Genomic DNA, 20,653 nt, shown 5'->3' on the forward strand with positions numbered 1-20,653 from the left:
GTCCTCTCCGGCATCGTGGTGGCATGATGGGGGCATGACGGACACCTCCCCGCCCCCGGCTCCCGCGACGGCCCCCACCCCTGCGAGTCCGTCCGGGCACGGCACCGGTGCCGCTGTGGACGACAGCCCCCGCCCCGAGGCGTCCCAACCCCTGGCCCAGCGCGGGGACAACCGGTCCCGTCGGCCGGACAACCAGGCCTTCCGTGACTTCATCGCCTCCGGGTGGGGCCCCAGGTCCCACGACCTGCCCGCCCCCCTGCCCGCCGCCCCCTGGGCCGCAGCACGCAGGCAGCGCCTGGGCCAGCTCTTCCCGGGCGAGCGGCTGGTGCTGCCCGCCGGGACCCTCCAGGTGCGCAACAACGACTGCGACTACCGGTTCCGCCCCCACAGCGCCTTCGCCCACCTGGTTGGCACCGGGACGGACTTCGAGCCGGACGCCGTGCTGGTCCTAGAGCCCCTGGCAGGCTCCCACGCTGTAGCCCGGGCAGAGGGCGCCCAAGCAGGCGCCCAGACCGCCGCCACCCACGAGGCGGTCCTGTACTTCCGCCCCCGCGCCTCCCGCAGCTCGGAGGAGTTCTACGCCAGCGCGCGCTACGGGGAGCTGTGGGTCGGTGCCCGCCCGTCCCTGGAGGAGGTGGAGGCAGCCACCGGTATCCGCTGCGCCCCCATCGACACCCTGGGTGACGCCTTGGCCAGGGACGCAGGCCCGGGCTCGGTGCGGCTTCGGGTGCTCGCTGAGGCGGACCCGGCTATCACCGCCCTGGTCGCAGCGACTCGTCAGGCGGCTGGGCTGCCTGGGGACCAGGAGGCACAGAACCTTGACGACCGCCTCGCGGAGGCAGCCAGCGAGCTGAGGCTGCGCAAGGACGCCTGGGAGGTCAGCCAGCTCCGGGCCGCGGTAGAGGCCACCAGAGCGGGGCTGGAGGACCTCATCCGCTCACTGCCCAGGGCTGTCAGGCACCGACGGGGCGAGCGCGTCCTGGAGGGGGCCTTCGCCGCCCGCGCGCGGGAGGAGGGCAACGGCCTGGGCTACGACACCATCGCGGCGGCAGGCAACCACGCCAACACCCTGCACTGGATCGCCAACGACGGCCCGGTGCGCCCCGGGGACCTCGTCCTGGTGGATGCCGGGGTGGAGGCGGACTCCCTCTACACCGCCGACGTCACCCGTACCCTCCCGGTGGACGGCCGCTTCACCGAGCCGCAGCGCCGTGTCTACCAGGCGGTCCTGGACGCCGCCGACGCCGCCTTCGCCCGGGCCAGCGAGCCGGGCTGCCGCTTCAGGGACGTCCACGCCGCCGCCATGGAGGTGATCGCCGACCGCCTGGAGCGGTGGGGCCTGCTGCCTGAGGGGGTCAGCGCCCAGGACTCCCTGGCCCCCGAGGGCCAGTACCACCGCCGCTGGATGGTGCACGGCACCAGCCACCACCTGGGCCTGGACGTCCACGACTGCGCCCAGGCCCGGCGTGAGACCTCCGTGGACGCCGTGCTGGAGCCGGGGATGTGCTTCACCATCGAGCCGGGGCTGTACTTCCGCTCCGACGACCTGCTGGTCCCAGCCGAGCTGCGTGGCACCGGGGTGCGTATCGAGGACGACGTGGTGGTGCGTGAGGACGGCCGGGTGGAGTCCCTGACCGCAGGCATCCCCCGCACAGTGCCTGAGGTGGAGGAGTGGGTGAGCAGCCTCCTGAGGGGGTAGGCCGGGCGGCGCCGCGCCACCTTAAAGCCGTCTTAAGGGGGCTACCCCACACCTGCCCCCCGTCCGGCGGCCACCCTCTTGACATTACTTCGCTACTCACCGATATCATCGTCGTATGCCGATTGTTCATGGCCTGCTTCCCACCGACGTCACCAATGACGAGGCAGCCGTCCACGCCGTGGCAGACCTGGCTGCCCTCCTCTCCACGCTGGGCGACCCGACCCGCCTGGCCATCCTGAGCCACCTGCGCGGAGGAGAGCACCGGGTGGGCGAGCTTGCCCAGCACCTGGGCCTGGCCCAGTCGACGGTCTCCCAGCACCTGGCCGTCCTGCGGGCTGCGGGCCTGATCTCGACCCACAGCCACGGCCGGGCGCACGTCAGCACCCTGGAGCACCCCGACGAGCTCGCCGCGCTGCTGGTCACCGCTGCGGCACTCAGCCGGTCAGCGGCGGCTGCCCAAAAGACCACAGGCGCTGCAGACACCACGGACACCGTAGGCGCCACGGACACCGCAGACACCACGGATGCTGTCCAGGAGGCACCGTGACTCCTGAGAGGACCCCTGAGACTTCTCCCCAGCAGACTCCGGAGAAGACGCCTGGACCCGCTCCTGAGCAGTCGCCTGGGCCGACGACCGGGACAGCCCCGGGAGCCCGCTACCACCACCAGGACACCCCCTGCCGCTCGGACCTCCCGTCTGGCTGCCACAGCAACCGCCCCGACGGCGCCGACCAGCACGACCACAGCAGTCACGGCAGCCGTGACAGGCGTCGCAGCCACAGCAGCACCGGCGACGACGCTGGCCACGACACCAGCCACAGCAGCCACCACGCCGCCAACCACCACGACCACACTGCGGGCGCCTCCCGGGGGCGGCTCGCTACCGCCCTGGGGCTGACCGCCACCATCCTCCTCGCCGAGGTCGTCACCGCCCACCTCACCGGCTCTCTGGCGCTGCTGGCCGACGCCGGGCACATGCTGACCGACACCGCAGGCCTGGTCATGGCCCTGGTCGCCGCGCACCTGTCGACCCGGCCCCGCACCGACCGCTCCACCTGGGGGCTGCGGCGCGCCGAGGTCCTGGGCGCGGGGCTCCAGGCAGGCATGCTCGCCGTCGTCGGCCTCCTCGTCGGCGTGCGGGCGCTGGGGGCGCTGCTCGGCGGCGCGCAGGTCGAGGCCCCAGGCATGCTGGTCATGGGTGTGGTCGGGCTGGTAGCCAACGTGGTGTCGCTCGGCGTCCTGGCGCGAGGACGGGAGGACAGCCTCAACATGCGTGCCGCCTTCCTGGAGGTGGCCAACGACGCCCTGGGCAGCCTGGGAGTCATCGTGGCCGCCGCCGTCGTGGCGACTACGGGGTGGACCGGTGCGGACGCGGTCGCCTCCCTGGTCATCGTGGCGCTCATCGTCCCCAGGGCCGCCGCCCTGCTGCGCGCCACGGGCAGCGTCCTCATGGAGCGGGTCCCCTCCGAGCTCGACCTGGCCGAGGTCCGCGGCCACCTGCGCTCGGTGGAGCACGTCGAGGAGGTCCACGACCTGCACGCCTGGACAGTGGCCTCCGGGCTGGCGGTGCTGACGGCGCACGTCGTGGTCAGGGACCAGTGCCTGCGCGACGGGCACGCCGAGCAGATCCTCCACTCCCTCCAGGAGTGCGTCACCAGCCACTTCCCCGTGCGCATCGAGCACGCGACCTTCCAGGTCGAGCCCGCCCGGCACCGCGACCACGAGCACCTGGGACACTAGGTCACAGTGGCACACAGTCACGGCCCTTCAGTCACGGCCCTTACGGCAGACAGGCCAGGACGAGCCGGACTCACCTCTCCCGACGGTAGCGCCTGCGTACCGGCTCGGGCACGTGCACGTCCCCGCCCCTGCCCTCCAGGTGCTCGCGCGCGAAGGCCAGGGCGCTAGCCAGCCCCTGACGCCTCTGGTCCGGACTCATGCTGCCCGTCTTGACCTCGACCACCACCTGCCCTCCCTGGGCCTCGAAGCCCGTGGCCGCCAGGTGGGCCAGGACACCCGCGCAGTCCTGGTTGCCCTGCCCCGGCAGAAGGTGGTCGTCCAGCGGGCCGGGCACGCCGTCGGTCAGGTGGAGGTGGCGCAGGGTGGAGCCCAGGGCACGGGCCATGGCCAGGGCGTCAGAGCCGGAGGTGGCCGCGTGGGAGATGTCCAGGGTCACGGAGCGGTACCCCTGCCCCACCGGGTCCCAGGTAGGCGAGTAGGCCTGGAAGTCCCTCGTGGAGTGGGCGTTTCGCGGGCGCCAGGTGAACATGTTCTCCACCGCCAGGTGGATGCCGGTGGTGGCCTCCCGCTGGGCCACCCCGGCCACGAAGGAGCGGGCGTAGCGGGTCTGCCAGAAGAACGGGGGGTGGAGCACCACCGTGGGTGCCCCCAGGTAGTGGGCCAGCTCCACGGAGCGGTCGATCTTGTCCCAGGGGTCGGCACCGAACACGCTGCGCGTCACCAGCAGCGTCGGGGCGTGCACGGCCAGGACCGGCTGGCCGTGCTCCTCCGACAGCCCCGCCAGGGTGCGGGCGTCCTGGGTGGCCTTCTCGCTCCAGACCATGACCTCCACGCCGTCAAAGCCCAGTGAGGCAGCCGTGGCGAAGGCGGCAGGGGCGCTGGGAGGGTAGACCGAGGCTGTCGACAGACCGACGGGGACCGGCACTGCTCAGTCCCGGCCCGTCGTGCCGTACTGGCCTGGGTGGACCGGCTGGTCAGAACCACCACCGCCCCCGGAGGCCGTGCCCCCGTTCGCGGCGCCCTGCACCGTGACGTTCTCTGCTGTGTCTTCCACATCATCTTCCCCTGTCACTTCTCCCCCTGTCACTGCCGTGACCTCACCTGCCGTGCCCGCCATGGCGTCGCCCACCGGTCGGCCGCCCGCGCCCTGGGGCAGGCGCACCCCGTAGCGAGGCTGCTCGTCGGGGCGTGAGCCGAAGGCGGTGGGCCCCCTGTCAGCCTCCCTGGCCCGGCGACGCTCCTCGGCACGGCGCGCGGCCTCGCCGCCTCGGGTGAGGTTGCCGGGCACGTGGGCCAGCGCCCGGGCGGCCTCCCTGGCGTCCTGGGCGGCGATGATGGAGTAGCGCGAGGCGATGACCTGGCTGATGGAGGTGAAGTCCCGCCGACCCCGGGTCAGGGCGTAGCTGGCCACCTGGAAGAGGATCCCCCACACCACTCCCATGAGGACGCAGGCCACCAGCGGAAGAGCCGAGTCCGAGGGGTTGAACAGCTGCATCATGACACCGAAGAAGATACCGATCCACAGGCCGGACCCGGCGCCGGAGGCGATGGCCCTGCCCCAGCTCATGCGCCCGGTGATCCGTTCCACCTGTCGCAGGTCCGTCCCGATAATCGCCAGGTACTGCACGGGGAAGCCCTCGTCGGACAGGGCGTCCACGGCGTGCTGGGCCTCGGCGTAGGTAGCGAAGGAGGCGATCTCCTCCCCGCGCGGCATGGCTGCGCCGCCGGAGCGGGCCAGGTCGGGGGACGGAGTCAGGTTGACGCTCATGGGCACATGCTCGCACGCGCACGGCAGCCAGTGCCCGCATGGGGCCGCGCCAACGCCCAGGGCGTATACAGGGCGCATAGTATTGGCTTGTGGAGAGCAGCAGGACACGTGCCCCCAGCAGAGTCTTCATCGCCAGGCTGATCGGCACCTCCGTCTTCGACCCGTTGGGGGACGCAGTCGGCAAGGTGCGTGACGTCGTGGTCCTGCTGGAGGCGCGCGGCAACCCCCGCGCCGTCGGCCTGGTCACCGAGGTCGCCTCACGGCGCCGCGTCTTCCTGCCCCTGTCGCGCGTCACGGCCATCGAGCCCGGTGCCGTCATCACCACCGGCCTGATGAACATCCGCCGCTTCCACCAGCGCAACGTCGAGACCCTCGTGGTCGGCGAGCTCCTGGACAGGGTGGTGACCCTCAGGGACGGCTCGGGCACCGTCACGGTGCGTGACGTGGCCATCGAGCAGGACCAGGGCATGGACTGGACGGTGACCCGCCTGTTCGTCCAGCGTGGCTCCAGCGGCCCCCTGGGCCTGCGCCGGGGGGAGAGCCTCACGGTGCGCCCCGAGGAGGTTGCGGGCCTGGCCGGCAGCGCGGCCCAGCAGGAGGCCACCGCCCTGCTGGCCACCATGGAGGACCTCAAGCCCGCCGACCTGGCCGACGCGCTGCGGGACCTGCCGCAGGCCAGCCAGGCCCGCGTCGTGGCCGAGCTCAGTGACGAGCGCCTGGCCGACGCCCTGGAGGAGCTCGGCGACGAGGCCGCCGTGGCCATGCTCTCCAGCCTGGACGCCGCGCGGGCCGCGGACGTCCTGGACGCCATGCAGCCCGACGACGCCGCCGACCTGGTGGCCCAGCTGCCCCAGCCCAAGGCGGCAGAGCTGCTGAGCCTCATGGAGCCGGAGGAGGCCAGGGACGTGCGCCGCCTCATGGCCTACGACGACTACACGGCCGGCGGCCTCATGACCACCGAGCCGATCATCCTGCCCCCCGAGGCCACGGTAGCGACCTTCCTCGCCCAGGCGCGCAAGGCGGAGATCACCCCGGCCCTGGCAGCAGTCGCCTTCGTGTGCCGGCCACCCCTGGAGTCCCCCGCCGGCAGGCTCCTGGGTCTGGTGCACATCCAGCGGGCGCTGCGGGAGCGGCCCCAGAAGATGGTGGGCTCGGTGCTGGACACCCACGTGGACTCCGTCCACGCCCAGGACTCCATCGGCACGGTCACGCGTCTCCTGGCGACCTACAACCTGACCGCCCTGCCCGTGGTCGACGACGCCGGCCGCCTCCTGGGCGCGGTGAGCGTCGACGACGTCCTGGACCACCTCATGCCCGACGACTGGCGCGAGGCCGACGAGGCGGTCACCGACGAGATGATCGAGAGGAGCGCCAATGCCTGAGCCGCTGGACACACCACTGACCCGCAAGCGCTCACGCTGGCTGCGCCGCAGCCCGGGCGGGGCCTCCCAGTCCGACGTGGCAGGTCGTGTCTCCGAGGCCATCGCCCGCTTCTCCGGCACCCCCGCCTTCCTCATCTGGCTGACGGTGTTCGTGGCGCTGTGGCTGGGGTGGAACACCTGGGGCCCGGAGAGGCTCCAGTTCGACCGGGCCTCCCTGGGGTTCACGGCCCTGACCCTCATGCTCTCCCTGCAGGCCTCCTACTCCGCACCCCTGATCCTGCTGGCCCAGAACCGCCAGGACGACCGCGACCGGGTCACAGCCCAGCAGGACCGTCAGCGCGCCGAGCGCAACCTGGAGGACACCGAGTACCTCACCCGGGAGATCGCCTCCCTGCGCCTGGCGATGAACGAGGTGGCCACACGCGACTTCGTGCGCTCCGAGCTGCGCGACATGCTGCGCGAGATCCTCGCCGAGGAGCGCCGCACCCGTGCCGAGCTCTCCGAGACCCCCGGCCCCGCGCCCGGGACAGACCGCACCCCAGGCCAGGTGCCCTTGGCGCGGAACCGTGAACGTGCTGCTCGCCACGGCGGTGGCCCTTCTCCGCAGTCATAGGATAGTGGTATGTCCGCACCCACACAGGAAGCCGTCCTTGAGGCCCTCAGCCGCGTCAACGACCCCGAGCTGCACCGCCCCATCACCGACCTGGGCATGGTGTCCTCCGTCGAGGTCAGTGACGACGGGGCCGTGTCCGTCGGTGTGCTGCTGACCGTGGCCGGCTGCCCGCTCAAGGACACCATCACCGGGGACACCCAGCGCGAGGTGAGCCAGGTTGAGGGCGTGACCAGCGTGTCCGTCACCCTGGGGGTCATGAGCGACGAGCAGCGTGCCGAGCTGCGCCGACGCCTGCGCGGGGGCGCAGCAGAGCCGGTGGTCCCCTTCACCCAGCCGGGGAACCTGACCCGGGTCTATGCCGTCACCTCCGGCAAGGGCGGGGTCGGCAAGTCCTCCGTCACGGCGAACCTGGCCGCGGCCATGGCCTCCCAGGGGCTCAGCGTGGCCGTGGTCGACGCCGACATCTACGGGTTCTCCATCCCGCGCATGCTCGGGGTCAGCCAGGTCCCCACCCAGCTCGACGGGATGATCGTGCCCGTGACCGCCCACGGCGTGAAGGTGATCTCGATCGGCATGTTCGTGGAGGAGCGCCAGCCGGTGGTGTGGCGCGGGCCAATGCTGCACCGCGCCGTCCAGCAGTTCCTCACCGACGTCTACTGGGGAGACCTCGACGTCTTGCTGCTCGACCTCCCCCCGGGGACCGGGGACGTGACGATCTCGGTCGCCCAGCTCCTGCCCAACGCGGAGATCCTGGTCGTGACCACGCCCCAGACTGCTGCGGCCGAGGTCGCCGAGCGCACCGGGCTCATCGCGGCCCAGACCCACCAGCGGGTCGTGGGCGTGGTGGAGAACATGTCCTACATGCCCCAGCCCGACGGGTCCAGGCTGGAGGTCTTCGGCTCCGGCGGGGGCCAGATCGTCTCGACCTCCCTGAGCGAGACCCTGGGCTACGAGGTCCCGCTCCTGGCCCAGCTGCCTCTGGACATCCGCCTGCGCGAGGGCTCTGACACGGGCGTCCCCGCCACGTCAGCCGACGGCGGCAGGCCGCTGGCCGACTCCCCTGCGGCTCTTGAGCTGGTCGCTGTGGCTCAGCGCCTCACCCACCGGGCGCGGGGCCTGTCAGGCATGAGCCTGGGAGTCACGCCTGTGAGGTGATGCGCCCGTCCCCGGCACCTGCGGCCCGTGTTGGACCGGCCCGGGCAGCACCTGGGATCGGACGGCTTCAGGGAGGCCCCGCTTCAGGGAGGCCCCGGGGGTGGGAGGCTCAGACGTCCTCAAGGGCCACTGCCGCCGCCTCGGCGCGGGTACGGGCAGCCGCGTTGGCGGCACGCACGATCTCTCGCGGGGACAGGGGACGCCCGGCACCGGTGGGCAGGCTGTCCTGGGAGGTGTCGTGCGCGACAGCAGTCGCCAGGGTTGAGGGCACCGCTGTCGACTGCTGGCCTGAGCCCTGGTCCTGCGGGTCAGGTACCACCTCGGCCGGGTCCTCGGCGGCCGGGCCGCCCCCGGCCGGGTTGTCGTCGGCCAGGTCACCAGCGGCACCAGGCCTGGTGACTGGCTCAGTGACTGCGTCCAGGACGCCGGAGTCCAGGATGTCGGGGTCCAGGGAGACGTCCCCTGCACCTGAGAAAGTACCCTCCTGCGCCTTCTGCACCCCCTGCGCGCTGACCTCGCCACCAGCTGCCGCACCAGCCTGTGCCTCCTGTGTCTTCGCCTCCTGTGTCTTCGCCGCACTGTTGTCAGCGGCGGCTGCCGCAGCAGCCTGTGCCCTCGTCTCGCTGATCTTCTCGCTGATCTGCCCGCTCAGGGAACGGGCACGGTCCGTGCGCACCGCCTCGTTGACCGCCTGGGCCGCAGCGGCCGAGCTCTCCCTGGCTGTCTGGGCCACGGACCGGAACGGGTGGGTCAGGTCCTCCCGAATAGCGTTGATGTCCTCGCCCAGGGCGTCACGCACGATCCTGCGGGGGTCGTACTGACGGGGGTCGAGGTCGGACAGGTCCAGGTCAGCGAGCTCGGGTCCCACCTCCTCGGCGATCTGTGCACGGGCGTTGTCCAGGTACAGCCGCAGCCGACGCACCATCCGGGTCAGCGTGCGCGCGTACTCGGGCAGGCGCTGGGGGCCCACCACGATCACCGCCACCAGGACGAGGACGAAGAACTCGGAGCCAGAGATGCCGAACACGCCACCTAGTATAGGGAGGCCTGCGCTGGCACCGCCTCGAACGGCTCAGAACAGCCCAGGACGGTCTGCTGTCCCAGCCTGCCGCCCGCGAGCCGGACCAGGCGGGCTGGGCGCAGCATGTGGCAGGTCCCCTCATCCACCCCGGTTCCTGGGACAATACGGCCTGGGCGGTCACGCCCCACGGTCGGCGGCTGGAAGAGGGTCACAGTGAGTGCGGACAAGACACTGAGCTGGTCCTACACGGAGGACTTTCCCCTGGAGGACGAGGCCATCGCCCAGGCCCGGATGCGGAGCCTGGAGCTGGGCATCGCCCCCGTCTCCTCGGGTACCGGCGCGGCGCTGCGTGTGCTGGCCGCCTCCGTCGGGGCCAAGTCCGTGGCGGAGGTCGGCACGGGAACCGGTGTGTCCGGGCTGTGGCTGCTGGGTGGGATGGGGGCCGACGGCGTCCTGACGACGATCGACGTGGAGGCCGAGCTGCAGCGGCAGGCCCGGCGCTCCTTCGACCTCGCCGGCTTTCCCCCGTCACGCACCCGCGTCATCCAGGGGCGGGCCTCCGACGTCATGCCCCGGATGGCGGCACGCAGCTACGACATGGTGGTCCTTGACGTCGATCCGCGCGACGCCGTCGACCTGGCTGACTACGCGCTGCGTATGCTGCGTACCGGCGGGGTGCTGGCCGTGACCCGGGCGCTGTGGCACGACCACGTCGCCGACCCGGCACGTCGTGACGCCACCACGGTGGCGGCTCGCGAGCTGGGCAAGGCGCTGCGTGACTCCCCGCTGCTGCTCACCATCCTGCTCCCGGTGGGCGACGGCCTCCTGGTATCCGTCAGACAGGCCTGAGGCTGCTACGACGCAGGCACGCAGACACAGGCACACACAGACGACAAAGCACGCGGACCGGGCCTGACAGACCCGGTCCTGCTCCGTGGCGCGCTCCCACGGCGCCCCACAGCCCTGTGCCGACCCGGCGCGGTCCCCGCGCAGGTCCTTACGTCTGAGATGAGTCTCAGACGCGTCTCAGATCTTCGCGTTGGCGAGAGCCTCGCGCATCTCCCTGACCTCGTCCGCCGTGACCTCCAGGACTAGGCGCCCGCCACCCTCCAGGGGAACTCGCATGATGATGGCACGACCTTCCTTGACGACCTCAAGAGGGCCGTCACCGGTCCGGGGCTTCATAGCAGCCATGTGATCACCTTTCGTCAGTGCGGCGCGGACTCATTGTTGCGCGACCCCGATAAGTCTACGCCATCACAAAGATGACCATCTGATGATCCGTGCGCCCTGACACGCCTCACGCCCGCATTCTCGCACTACGGGGGCACGGAGGCACGGGGTCCATGGCTGGCGCACATGGCTGGGGTCCATGGCTGGGCTGCCTGAGGTCCGCGGCCCGCACTCAGCCGGGTGCATCCCGCTCAGGAGCCCGCAGAACCGTTGCGCACGCCCCGCGCAGCGGCGACCACGTACCTCACAGCCTCCTCGGCGGTGTCGACCACGTGCACCAGCCGCAGGTCCTGTAGCGAGATCGTCCCCCGCTCCACCATGGTGGAGCGGACCCACTCCAGGAGCCCTGACCAGTACCCCGAGTCCACCAGCACAATGGGGAAGGAGGAGATCTTCTGTGTCTGGACCAGGGTGAGGGACTCGAAGAGCTCGTCCAGGGTCCCCATTCCGCCCGGCATGACGACAAAGCCGTCGGAGTACTTGACAAACATCGTCTTACGGGCAAAGAAGTAGCGGAAGTTGACCCCTAGGTCCACGTAGTCGTTCATCCCCTGCTCGTGCGGCAGCTCGATACCCAGGCCCACGGAGGTGCCTCCGGCCTCGTGGCAACCCTTGTTCGCAGCCTCCATCATCCCCGGCCCACCGCCGGTGACCACCGCGTACCCGCTGCGGGCCAGGCCCGCGCCCACCTGCTCAGCCACCGCGTAGGCGGGGTCGCTGGCCGAGGTGCGGGCCGAGCCGAAGACGCTGACAGCCGGCCCCAGCTCAGCCAGGGCGCCAAAGCCCTCGACGAACTCGGCCTGGATGCGCATGACCCGCCAGGGGTCGGCGTGGAGCCAGTCGCTGTCACCACGCTGGTCCAGAAGACGTGCGTCAGTGGTCTGGTGGGGAATCTGGGTGCCGCGCAGCAGCACCGGCCCCCGACGGTAGGTCTGTCGGTCACTCATGCTGCCATCCTCCCCCAGCCACACCCTGGTCGGCGGCACCACCGCCAGACTCGGACGCCACGTCTGTGCAGGCCACGCCCTGTCCCACCGCACCAACGGGTCGGCCTGCCCCTCACGGCAGGTCCTGGATCAGGTCGTAGGTCACCGTCCTGTGTCTGGAAACACCGGCGACTGGTGTCATGATGCCGCTTTCTGCCCGCTCCCCCACGGTAGCGTCGCCGCCATGACCCAGCCTGCTGAGCCGACTCTCGACACCGCAGTCGCCTCCTGGATCGACGAGGATCCGGACCCCGCCACCGCTGCTGAGCTCTCCCGCCTGCTGCGCGCCCACCACGACGGCGACCCCGAGGCCACCGCCGAGCTGGTGGACGCCTTCGCCGCCCCCCTGTCCTTCGGTACCGCTGGCCTGCGTGGACGCCTCGGACCTGGCCCCAACCGCATGAACCGGGCCGTGGTCATCCGGGCGGCAACGGGACTGGCCGCCTACCTGCGCTCCGTGGTCGGTGAGGGCTTCACTGTCGTCATCGGCTACGACGCCCGCAGAGGCTCTGAGCAGTTCGCCCGTGACACGGCCTCCGTCGTCACCGGGGCCGGAGGCCGTGCCCTCCTGTTCGAGGAGCACTGCCCCACCCCGGTCCTGGCCTTCGCCCTGCGCCACCTTGAGGCTGACGCCGCAGTGATGGTCACCGCCTCCCACAACCCGCCCCAGGACAACGGCTACAAGGTCTACCTGGGTGGGCGGGTGGTCTCAGGCTGGGGCCAGGGCGCCCAGATCGTGCCGCCCTACGACGCCGACATCGCTGCGGCGATCAGGGCGGTCGGCCCTCTGGCCTCCGTCCCCATGCCGCAGGCGGGGTGGCAGACCGTGGGGCAGACAGTGCGTGAGGAGTACGTGAAGCGGGCCGCTCAGGCGGCCCACATGGGTGCCGCCGCACCCCTGAGGATCGTCCTGACCCCCCTTCACGGGGTAGGAGGAGACACCTGCCGGGAGGCACTGGCTCGTGTCGGCTTCGAGGACGTGGTCAAGGTCGCCGAGCAGTGGGAGCCCGACCCGGACTTCCCGACCCTGGACTACCCCAACCCTGAGGAGCCAGGTGCCCTGGACCTAGCCGTCGCCCTGGCCCGGTCCCAGGGCGCGGACCTGGTGATCGCCAACGACCCTGACGCCGACCGCTGCTGCGTGGCCGTGCCAGACCCCTCGGCGACGGAGGGCTGGCGCCAGCTGAGCGGGGACGAGGTGGGAGCGCTGCTGGGCGAGCAGGCGGCCGAGCTCGCGGCCTTCGCCGGCAACGGGGTGCTGGCCAGCTCGGTCGTCTCCTCCCGTCTGCTGCGCCGTATCGCCCAGACCCACGGGCTGGCCTACCAGCAGACCCTGACAGGCTTCAAGTGGATCAGCCGGGTCCCCAACCTGGTCTACGGCTACGAGGAGGCACTGGGCTACTGCGTGGACCCGGTCGCAGTCCGGGACAAGGACGGGATCTCTGCGGCGGTGCGTGTCGCGGTGCTGGTCTCCGTCCTCAAGCAGCAGGGCCGCTCAGTCATCGACCTGCTCGACCGTCTGGCCCGTGAGCACGGGCTGCACGCCACCAGCCCACTGAGCATCAGGGTGGACGACACCTCCCTCATCACCGAGGCCATGGAGAGGCTGCGCCGGGAGGGGGCACCCAGGCTGGCCGGCTCACCGGTGACCACAGTCGTCGACCTCCGGGACGGCAAGCCCGACGGCGCAGGAGGACGGCTGCCCGCCACCGACGGGCTGGTGTGGACCACAGCGGCTGACGACCGGGTCGTCATCCGCCCCTCAGGCACCGAGCCCAAGCTCAAGTGCTACTGCGAGGTGATCGTGCCAGTCGGCAAGGAGTCGGTCCCCCGTGCCCGCAAGGCCGCCGCAGCCCGCCTGGAGTCCATCAAGGAGGACCTCCGCAGCGTGCTCAGGCTCGGCTGAGTGCCTCCGTCACGTCGTGCGACTACTCGTGACTACTCGTCGGGTACCTGCGCGACATACTGGGGCAGGGGAACGCAGGGCCGTCCAGCAGGTCGGCGCCCGTCCGCGCGCCAGTCCGCACCGTCCACGCCAGCCCCTGCTCAGTCCGCCAGCCCCGCCAGCACCGAGGCGGTCGCCGACACTCCCAGACGCGAGGCACCAGCCCTGAGCATCGCCACCGCGTCCTGTGCCGTGCGGATGCCACCGGAGGCCTTGACACCCAGGCGGTCCCCCACCGTGGCACGCATGAGGGCCACCGCGTGCGTCGAGGCGCCTCCGGCGGGGTGGAAGCCGGTAGAGGTCTTGACGTAGTCCGCCCCTGCCTGCTCGCTGGCCTGGCACACGGCGACGACCTCCTCGTCACTCAGCGCGGCGGACTCGATAATGACCTTGAGGAGCCTGGTGCCCACGGCGTCCTTGACGGCGCGGACCTCCGACTCCACGGCACCGTAGTCGTGCTCCTTGACCCGTGCCAGGCTGAGGACCACGTCGACCTCGTCAGCACCCCCGGCTACGGCCTCACGAGCCTCGGCGACCTTGACGGCGACCGTGTGGGCGCCCGAGGGGAAGCCGCAGACGGTGGCCACCCGCAGCCCCTCGGGAACGGCCACGGGCAGCTGGCTGGGGGACACGCACACCGAGAAGGTGCCGAGCCTGGCCCCCTGGGCGACGAGCTCGGCGACCTGGTCACCCGTGGCCTCGGGCCGCAGCAGGGTGTGGTCGATGACAGCGGCGACCTCGGCCCGGGTGGGTGTGGAACCGGACTGCCCACGCCAGGTGCCCCGGGGGTACGGCGTCGGCACGCTACCAGCAGCATGACTCATGCGGTTGCCTGTCCTTTCCTCATGTCCCTGCCCGGCCCTGCCGCCCGAGGCCTGCCCGGAGCCGTGTCCGGACGGGGCCGGCCAGGGCCTGCCTCACCCGGCCAGTCCCTCCGTCAGAGCCTCCAGCACCACGCCAGCCTCACGACGGGCACGTGCCTGGGCTGCCTCACGAGAGCCAGCCGGTGAGACGACGATACCGCCCCCCAGGGCAAGGGTCGCCCGGTCGAGGCGCTCGGGCGTGGCCGTGTGGAGGCTCAGCAGAGGCTGCCCCCGGGTCACAGCGTCACCCGGCTTGGCGTGCAGCCGCACCCCCGCCACCGCCTGGACCGGCTCCTCCTTCCGGGCGCGCCCGGCTCCCAGGCGCCAGGCCGCCACCCCCACCGCCAGGGCGTCCAGCCGGGTGAGCACACCGCTGGCGGGGGCGGGGACGACCTGCGTGTGCGCGGCGCGGGGCAGGGGCGCGTCCGGGTCGCCTCCTTGACGGCGCACCATCTGGCGCCACACGTCCATGGCACGCCCGCCTGTCAGTGCCTGACGCAGCAGGTGCTCCTCCACCGGCCTGCCAACCGCGTCGAGCATCTGGCCCGCCAGGGCAAGGGTCAGGTCCACGACGTCGGTCGGCCCGCCGCCAGCCAGCACCTCTACCGCCTCCGCGACCTCCAGGGCGTTGCCGACGGTCAGCCCCAGCGGCGTGGACATGTCGGTGAGCAGCGCCCGGGTCCTCACCCCCGCCTCCCGGCCCAGGTGCGCCATGGCGCGGGCCAGCTCACGTGCCTGGTCCCGCTCCCTCATGAAGGCCCCGCTGCCGACCTTGACGTCCAGGACGAGGGCACCGGTTCCCTCGGCGATCTTCTTGGACATGATCGAGGAGGCAATCAGAGGGAGGCAGGAGACGGTGGCGGTCGTGTCACGCAGCGCGTAGAGGCGCCTGTCAGCGGGAGCCAGGCCCGGCCCGGCCGCGCAGACCACCGCACCGGGTCCCCCGGGTCCAAGGGCGGACATGATCTCGTCACGGCTCAGGTCGGCCCTCCAGCCGGGGATCGACTCCATCTTGTCCAGGGTGCCCCCGGTGTGCCCCAGGCCGCGTCCTGACAGCTGGGGGACGGCCACCCCGAAGGACGCCACCAGCGGGGCCAGGGGGAGGGTGATCTTGTCCCCCACGCCCCCGGTGGAGTGCTTGTCAGCGGTGGGGCGCCCCAGGCCGGAGAAGTCCATACGCTCCCCGGAGCAGATCATGGCCCGGGTCCACCGGGCGGTCTCGGCGGAGTCCATCCCCCGCAGGTAGACAGCCATGGCCAGGGCACTCATCTGCTCCTCGGCGACCACACCACGGGTGTAGGCGTCCACCACCCAGTCGATCTGGGCGTCGCTGAGCCGGTACCCGTCCCGCTTGGCCGCGATGACGTCAACGGCGTCGAAGGGCTCGACGGCGTCGCAGGGCTCGGCCAGGTCGCTCATGTGCCGACCTCCTTCCTGACAGCGGGATGCGGGACCGCCCCGCCCTGGCTGTCCGTGCCCCAGGGATAGGCGCCTGGGCCGTCCGGGGCCAGGGTCGTGGTGACCCGGGTGATGTCCGAGCCGGAGAACCGGTCAGGCAGGACCTCGTCAATGGTCATGATCCCAGAGGGCATGGCCAGTCGAAGCCCCGGGGCCGCGTGCTCGCTGAGCAGCTGGCGGCAGCGACCGCAGGGGGCGCAGAGCTGGTGGTGGGCGTCCACGCACACCAGGGCCACCAGCAGACCTCCCCCAGAGCGGACCAGCTCGGAGACCAGGCCGCACTCAGCACACAGCGTGACCCCGTAGGAGGCGTTCTCCACGTTGCAGCCACTGACGGTGCGGGAGTCGTCCACCAGGGCCGCCGCGCCTACCCTGAAGCGGGAGTAGGGGGCGTAGGCCCAGGAGGCAGCCTCCACGGCCAGCGTGTACAGCGCCTGCCAGGTGGCCCCGTCCACGTCTGCGGGAGCCACCCGGCGCGATCCTGGTCGCGCAGCGCTGCCAGCCTCGGTGCCCTCACGGCCAGGGGTCACGGGTACGGCACCCCCTCAGCGGCCGGGGCACGGACCTTGCCCACGAAACCGGCCACGGCCAGGATAGTCACCACGTAGGGGATCATGAGGATGACGTTGGCGGGAACCGGGCTGCCGACCACCGACAGGGTCTGGCCCACCGAGGTGGCAAAGCCGAAGAGCAGGGCCGCGCCCAGAGACCCCAGCGGACGCCACCCGCCCAGGATCATGGCCGCCAGGGCGATGTAGCCGTTGCCTGCAGCCATGTCCTTGGTGAAGGACAGGCCGCTGCCCACGGTGAAGAAGGCACCGCCCAGTCCCGCCAGGGCACCTCCAAGCACCAGGTTGGCCACTCGGGTGCGCACGACGTTGATCCCCACCGTGTCAGCAGCCTTGGGGTGCTCCCCGCACGCACGCATCCGCAGGCCCCACCGGGAGCGGAACAGCATGAAGGAGAAGAAGGCCACCGCCGCGTACATGAGGTAGACGAGGATGGTCTGGCGGAAGAGGACCGGCCCGATGACAGGCACCTGGGCCAGGCCGGGAACCGGGATGACCGGCAGGCGCAACGGCTGGTTGAGACCGGGGTCGCGGGAGAGCACCGTGGAGAACAGGAAGCCGGTCAGTCCCAGGACCAGGACGTTGAGCACCACCCCCATGACGATCTGGTTGACCCGGTAGCGCAGCCCGAACAGGGCCAGCAGGAGGGCGACAAGCACACCCGCCGCAGGGGCGGCGACCAGCCCAGCCCAGGGGGTCGAGGCCGCGGAGGCGACTACGGCCCCCAGGAAGGCCCCGCCCAGCAGCTGGCCCTCGATGGCGATGTTGATGGTCCCGGAGCGCTCACCGATGAGGCCGGCGAGGCTCCCGAAGACCAGGGGGACGCTGAGCGCCAGTGCCGAGGACAGGATAGTCACCATCGGCACGAGGGTGTCCCGGCCAGCGCCTGCCCAGGTCAGGAAAGCCAGGACGAAGGCCGCCCCCAGGACGGTCACCGCCCCCGCGCCGACCCCCTCGCGCCGCCAGGAGCGCCACCACGCCCAGCTCGTGGCGACCACGGCGGGCACCGCCAGGACCAGGATCGCGGCCCGCGCCGGGACGGCCAGGACAGGCAGCGCGAGGAGGTCGGAGCGGGTCGCCAGGGCGAAGCGCGTCGAGCCGTGGGCCGACAGCGCCATGAGCACCTGGAGGACCGTCACCACGACTCCGGCGACCGGGATCTTGAGCCCCATGGGTATCTTGGCGGCTGAGGCCACCGCGCTCCTGGGGAGGGAGGAGCCGAGGGCGGGCGAGGCGGTAGTCATAGCCATGGCTCAGGCCTCCCTGACGGTCGGGGCCGGGGTGCTCGCTGCGGCGGCCTCCTGCTGGCGCCTCCACGAGCCCCGGGCAGGCAGCCGGTAGAGGGCGCGCACCAGGGAGGGCGCGGCAATGAACAGCACGATGGTGGACTGCAGGACCAGGACGATATCGACCGGTGTGCCCGTGGCTGCCTGCATCGTGGTGCCTCCGGCGCTCAGTGCCCCGAAGAGCAGGCCCGCCAGGACGGTACCCAGCGGCGTGGACCGTCCCAGGAGAGCCACAGTGATGGCGTCAAAGCCGATGGTCCCCGCCACGGACAGCCCCAGGTACCTCTGGGTCCCCAGGACCGGGGCGGTAGCGGCCAGGCCACACAGGGCACCGGAGACCATCATGGCCACGGCGGTCACCCGGGACACCTTCATCCCAGCGGTGCGGGCCGCCTCGGCGTTGAGGCCGGTGGTCCGCAGCTGGAAGCCCAGCCGCGAGCGGTCCATGAGCCACCACACGCCCCCTGCCGCCAGCAGGGCGACCAGGAAGCCCGCGTGGAGGCGGAAGGACTCCCCCAGCAGCAGCGGGTAGTGGGAGGACCTCGCCAGGTAGAGCGACTTGGGGTTGGTGCCGCCCTCACCGATGAAGGTGGCGGTGGTCAGCAGCTGGGCCAGCAGGTACCCCGCCACCGAGTTGAGCATGATGGTGACGATCACCTCGTTGGCACCGGTCCTGGCCTTGAGCAGGCCTGCGACACCGCCCCACACTAGCCCGCCCAGGGCCGCGGCAAGCACAGCCAGCGGCAGGTGGACGACCACGGGCAGGTCCCAGGCGATACCCACGTAGGTGGCCAGGATCCCGCCCACGACGACCTGCCCCTGGCCGCCGATGTTGAACAGGCCCGCACGGAAGGCCACCGACATGCCCAGGCCCGCGATGATGAGGGGGGTGGCGTTGGTCAGCGTCTCGGTGAGAGGGCGCACCATACGCGTGGCCGTGGTCGCCCTCCAGTCCAGGACCGAGCCGCGCAGCAGGGAGGCGTAGGCCTCGGTCAGGCTGGAGCCTGCGGCACCGAGGAAGTCGCTGGGACGGGCGAGGAAGTAGCCGGCGGTGGTCCGCACCTCCTCGTCGGCGACGAGGATGAGGACCGAGCCGACAATCATGGCCGACACGACGGCGAGGACTCCCGCCAAGGCCGTGGACTCCGCGACCCGCCGCAGGACCCCGGGGCGGGCCGGGCCGCCGGGCAGGTCCTTGGACGGCTCACCGGAGGGGTCAGCAGGTGGGCCACCGGGGGTGGCCGGAGTGGACGGGACCGCTGTCACTGCTCCTGGCTCCTCTCTGTCTTCTTGCCCGACCTCATCTCAGTCCCCTCGTTCCCGGCCCTCCCGGCTCCCTCGGAGGCGTGCGCGCCCGTCTCCCCCTGGGCGGAGTCCTCCTGGGCACCCGCCTGGGAGGGGGACGCGCCCGCCATCATGAGGCCCAGCACGTCGCGCGGCGTGTCCGGGGTGACCACACCGGTCACCCGGCCGCGGTACATGACCGCGATACGGTCAGACAGGGCGTAGATCTCGTCCAGCTCGGCGGAGATGATGAGCACGGCCGTACCCTTGTCGCGCTCGGCGACGAGCCGCTGGTGGACGAACTCGATGGAGCCGACATCCAGGCCCCGGGTGGGCTGGGAGGCCAGGAGCACCGTGAGGGGACGGGACAGCTCACGAGCCAGGACGGCCTTCTGCTGGTTGCCGCCTGACAGGGTGGAGATGGGGTCGGTGACCTCGCCGACCCGCACGTCAAACTCCTCGCGCAGCCTCTCGGCGTTGTGCCGCACCAGCCCCGGGGACAGGGAGGGCCCCCGTCCCAGGGCAGGGTCGTCGTAGCGGTCCAGGACCATGTTCTCAGCCACGGAGAGGTCGGCGACCATGCCGTCGCTGGCGCGGTCCTCGGGGACGAACCCCAGGCCGCCGCGCAGCCGCTGACGCACGCTGTGACCGGTGACGTCACGGCCCCCCAGGAGCACACGGCCCGCAGCGGGGGCACGCAGGCCCAGGACCACCTCGCTGAGCTCGGTCTGCCCGTTGCCCTGGACCCCGGCCACGCCCAGGACCTCCCCGGAGCGCACGTGCAGGCTGACGTCGTCGAGCACGGAGCCGCCGTCCTGGTCCAGCAGGGTGAGGTCCTCCAGGACGAGGCCGTCCTCCCCGGGGTCAGCGGGGGCCTTGTCCACCGTCAGGGAGACGTCGTGACCCACCATGAGGCTGGCCAGCTCGGCGGCGGAGGCGGTGGGCTCGGCGGTGCCGACGACCCTCCCCCGCCGGATGACGGTGATGGTGTCGGCGACCTCACGCACCTCCCGGAGCTTGTGGGTGATGAAGACGATCGAGGTCCCGGAGTCCCTCAGCCCCCGCATGACGGCCATGAGCTCGTCGGTCTCCTGGGGGGTGAGCACGGCGGTGGGCTCGTCGAGGATGAGCACCCGGGCGTCGCGGGACAGCGCCTTGATGATCTCCACGCGCTGCTGGACTCCCACGGGCAGGTCCTCGATACGGGCGCGCGGGTCCACGTCGAACCCGAAGCGCTCCGATATCTCGGTGACCCTGGCGGAGGCGGCAGCGGTGTCGATGATCCCTGCCGGCCCGGTGGGCTCGTCGCCCAGGGCCACCGACTCCGCCACCGTGAACACGGGGACGAGCATGAAGTGCTGGTGGACCATGCCGATCCCTGCGGCCACGGCGTCGCCCGGCCCGGAGAAGGACACCGGGACGTCGTCGATGAGGATCTGGCCGCCGTCGGGCTGGTAGAGCCCGTAGAGGACGTTCATGAGTGTGGACTTGCCCGCGCCGTTCTCCCCCAGGAGGGCGTGGACCTGCCCGGGCTCGACAGTCAGGTCGATACGGTCGTTGGCCACGAAGGACCCGAAGGTCTTGGTGACACCACGCAGCTCAAGCTTCACGCAGGACTCGCTTCCGGTCGGAGAGGCCTCAGGGCGCCGTC

19 protein-coding genes are annotated in these 20,653 nt (G+C 71.5%); 8 read left to right on the forward strand and 11 right to left on the reverse strand.

Annotated elements, in window-relative coordinates; genetic code table 11:
* Positions 1–34 precede the first annotated feature (34 nt).
* The 3 genes from CWS50_RS08270 (at position 35) to CWS50_RS08280 (ending at position 3,439) form a co-directional block, all read left to right on the forward strand.
* A complete protein-coding gene (locus CWS50_RS08270) occupies positions 35–1,699 on the forward strand; it encodes an aminopeptidase P family protein (RefSeq protein ID WP_127842409.1) in 1,665 nt (554 codons plus the stop codon).
* A gap of 115 nt (positions 1,700–1,814) precedes the next feature.
* Positions 1,815–2,246 (forward strand): ArsR/SmtB family transcription factor, encoded by a 432-nt coding sequence (locus tag CWS50_RS08275; protein ID WP_127842410.1) that lies wholly within the window; start codon positions 1,815–1,817, stop codon positions 2,244–2,246.
* Positions 2,243–3,439 carry a cation diffusion facilitator family transporter gene (locus CWS50_RS08280; RefSeq protein WP_243118250.1) on the forward strand — a complete coding sequence of 399 codons (1,197 nt, stop codon included), beginning with the start codon at positions 2,243–2,245 and terminating at the stop codon, positions 3,437–3,439. The genes CWS50_RS08275 and CWS50_RS08280 overlap by 4 nt, the downstream gene beginning before the upstream one ends.
* Positions 3,440–3,509: 70 nt before the next feature.
* Here CWS50_RS08280 and CWS50_RS08285 read toward each other — a convergent pair whose 3' ends face one another.
* Together CWS50_RS08285 and CWS50_RS08290 are read right to left on the reverse strand one after the other, a co-directional pair.
* Positions 3,510–4,364: a sugar phosphate isomerase/epimerase family protein gene (locus CWS50_RS08285; protein ID WP_127842411.1), complete on the reverse strand. Its 855-nt coding sequence runs from the start codon at positions 4,362–4,364 to the stop codon at positions 3,510–3,512.
* 3 nt (positions 4,365–4,367) lie between these two features.
* Complete coding sequence (locus tag CWS50_RS08290) at positions 4,368–5,207, reverse strand: YflT domain-containing protein (RefSeq protein WP_243118251.1); 840 nt, start codon at positions 5,205–5,207, stop codon at positions 4,368–4,370.
* Between the two features lie 89 nt (positions 5,208–5,296).
* Here CWS50_RS08290 and CWS50_RS08295 point away from each other — a divergent pair, with 89 nt between their 5' ends.
* Genes CWS50_RS08295 through CWS50_RS08305 form a run of 3 tightly spaced genes read left to right on the forward strand, consistent with a single transcriptional unit; the run spans position 5,297 to position 8,357 of the window.
* A complete protein-coding gene (locus tag CWS50_RS08295) occupies positions 5,297–6,589 on the forward strand; it encodes a magnesium transporter MgtE N-terminal domain-containing protein (protein WP_127842412.1) in 1,293 nt (430 codons plus the stop codon).
* On the forward strand, positions 6,582–7,202 hold the full coding sequence (locus CWS50_RS08300) for a DUF1003 domain-containing protein (protein WP_127842413.1): 621 nt from the start codon (positions 6,582–6,584) through the stop codon (positions 7,200–7,202). Before CWS50_RS08295 ends, CWS50_RS08300 begins: the two co-directional genes overlap by 8 nt.
* Before the next feature lie 9 nt (positions 7,203–7,211).
* Positions 7,212–8,357, forward strand: a complete 1,146-nt coding sequence (locus tag CWS50_RS08305) for an Mrp/NBP35 family ATP-binding protein (RefSeq protein WP_127842414.1) — start codon at positions 7,212–7,214, stop codon at positions 8,355–8,357.
* Between the two features lie 109 nt (positions 8,358–8,466).
* On the opposite strand, the gene CWS50_RS08310 is transcribed toward CWS50_RS08305, so the two are convergent.
* A complete protein-coding gene (locus tag CWS50_RS08310) occupies positions 8,467–9,384 on the reverse strand; it encodes a twin-arginine translocase TatA/TatE family subunit (RefSeq protein WP_127842415.1) in 918 nt (305 codons plus the stop codon).
* Positions 9,385–9,591: 207 nt separating this feature from the next.
* On the opposite strand from CWS50_RS08310, the gene CWS50_RS08315 reads away from it, so the two are divergent.
* Complete coding sequence (locus CWS50_RS08315; protein WP_127842416.1) at positions 9,592–10,227, forward strand: O-methyltransferase; 636 nt, start codon at positions 9,592–9,594, stop codon at positions 10,225–10,227.
* A gap of 177 nt (positions 10,228–10,404) precedes the next feature.
* Here the strand turns inward: CWS50_RS08315 and CWS50_RS08320 are convergent, their stop codons facing one another.
* Both CWS50_RS08320 and CWS50_RS08325 read right to left on the reverse strand, forming a co-directional pair.
* Positions 10,405–10,572: a DUF3117 domain-containing protein gene (locus tag CWS50_RS08320; RefSeq protein ID WP_127842417.1), complete on the reverse strand. Its 168-nt coding sequence runs from the start codon at positions 10,570–10,572 to the stop codon at positions 10,405–10,407.
* 230 nt (positions 10,573–10,802) lie between these two features.
* Positions 10,803–11,558 (reverse strand): LOG family protein, encoded by a 756-nt coding sequence (locus tag CWS50_RS08325; protein WP_127842418.1) that lies wholly within the window; start codon positions 11,556–11,558, stop codon positions 10,803–10,805.
* A 223-nt stretch (positions 11,559–11,781) separates the two neighbouring features.
* Here CWS50_RS08325 and CWS50_RS08330 point away from each other — a divergent pair, with 223 nt between their 5' ends.
* Positions 11,782–13,503: a phospho-sugar mutase gene (locus CWS50_RS08330; protein ID WP_127842419.1), complete on the forward strand. Its 1,722-nt coding sequence runs from the start codon at positions 11,782–11,784 to the stop codon at positions 13,501–13,503.
* A 140-nt stretch (positions 13,504–13,643) separates the two neighbouring features.
* Here CWS50_RS08330 and deoC read toward each other — a convergent pair whose 3' ends face one another.
* The 6 genes from deoC to CWS50_RS08360 all read right to left on the reverse strand — a co-directional run bounded on the left by deoC (position 13,644) and on the right by CWS50_RS08360 (position 20,612).
* Positions 13,644–14,366: a deoxyribose-phosphate aldolase gene (deoC, locus tag CWS50_RS08335; protein WP_127842420.1), complete on the reverse strand. Its 723-nt coding sequence runs from the start codon at positions 14,364–14,366 to the stop codon at positions 13,644–13,646.
* 93 nt (positions 14,367–14,459) lie between these two features.
* A complete protein-coding gene (locus CWS50_RS08340; RefSeq protein WP_127842421.1) occupies positions 14,460–15,824 on the reverse strand; it encodes a thymidine phosphorylase in 1,365 nt (454 codons plus the stop codon).
* Positions 15,821–16,333 carry a cytidine deaminase gene (locus CWS50_RS08345; protein ID WP_127843355.1) on the reverse strand — a complete coding sequence of 171 codons (513 nt, stop codon included), beginning with the start codon at positions 16,331–16,333 and terminating at the stop codon, positions 15,821–15,823. Before CWS50_RS08345 ends, CWS50_RS08340 begins: the two co-directional genes overlap by 4 nt.
* A 56-nt stretch (positions 16,334–16,389) precedes the next feature.
* Positions 16,390–17,682, reverse strand: a complete 1,293-nt coding sequence (locus CWS50_RS08350) for an ABC transporter permease (RefSeq protein WP_127842422.1) — start codon at positions 17,680–17,682, stop codon at positions 16,390–16,392.
* A gap of 3 nt (positions 17,683–17,685) precedes the next feature.
* A complete protein-coding gene (locus CWS50_RS08355; protein ID WP_243118252.1) occupies positions 17,686–18,984 on the reverse strand; it encodes an ABC transporter permease in 1,299 nt (432 codons plus the stop codon).
* The gene (locus CWS50_RS08360; RefSeq protein WP_127842423.1) at positions 18,981–20,612 is read right to left on the reverse strand and encodes an ABC transporter ATP-binding protein; all 1,632 of its coding nucleotides are present in this window, start codon (positions 20,610–20,612) and stop codon (positions 18,981–18,983) included. Before CWS50_RS08360 ends, CWS50_RS08355 begins: the two co-directional genes overlap by 4 nt.
* Positions 20,613–20,653: the final 41 nt, after the last annotated feature.

Source organism: Actinomyces wuliandei (assembly GCF_004010955.1).
GTDB lineage: Bacteria > Actinomycetota > Actinomycetes > Actinomycetales > Actinomycetaceae > Actinomyces > Actinomyces wuliandei.

Bases quoted from the DNA above. Each gene is read 5' to 3' on its own strand.
- CWS50_RS08330 (WP_127842419.1), top strand. From the start codon at position 11,782: ATGACCCAGCCTGCTGAGCCGACTCTCGACACCGCAGTCGCCTCCTGG.
- CWS50_RS08275 (WP_127842410.1), top strand. From the start codon at position 1,815: ATGCCGATTGTTCATGGCCTGCTTCCCACCGACGTCACCAATGACGAG.
- CWS50_RS08290 (WP_243118251.1), bottom strand. From the start codon at position 5,207: ATGAGCGTCAACCTGACTCCGTCCCCCGACCTGGCCCGCTCCGGCGGC.
- deoC (WP_127842420.1), bottom strand. From the start codon at position 14,366: ATGAGTCATGCTGCTGGTAGCGTGCCGACGCCGTACCCCCGGGGCACC.
- CWS50_RS08340 (WP_127842421.1), bottom strand. From the start codon at position 15,824: ATGAGCGACCTGGCCGAGCCCTGCGACGCCGTCGAGCCCTTCGACGCC.
- CWS50_RS08270 (WP_127842409.1), top strand. From the start codon at position 35: ATGACGGACACCTCCCCGCCCCCGGCTCCCGCGACGGCCCCCACCCCT.
- CWS50_RS08325 (WP_127842418.1), bottom strand. From the start codon at position 11,558: ATGAGTGACCGACAGACCTACCGTCGGGGGCCGGTGCTGCTGCGCGGC.
- CWS50_RS08320 (WP_127842417.1), bottom strand. From the start codon at position 10,572: ATGGCTGCTATGAAGCCCCGGACCGGTGACGGCCCTCTTGAGGTCGTC.
- CWS50_RS08305 (WP_127842414.1), top strand. From the start codon at position 7,212: ATGTCCGCACCCACACAGGAAGCCGTCCTTGAGGCCCTCAGCCGCGTC.
- CWS50_RS08350 (WP_127842422.1), bottom strand. From the start codon at position 17,682: ATGGCTATGACTACCGCCTCGCCCGCCCTCGGCTCCTCCCTCCCCAGG.
- CWS50_RS08300 (WP_127842413.1), top strand. From the start codon at position 6,582: ATGCCTGAGCCGCTGGACACACCACTGACCCGCAAGCGCTCACGCTGG.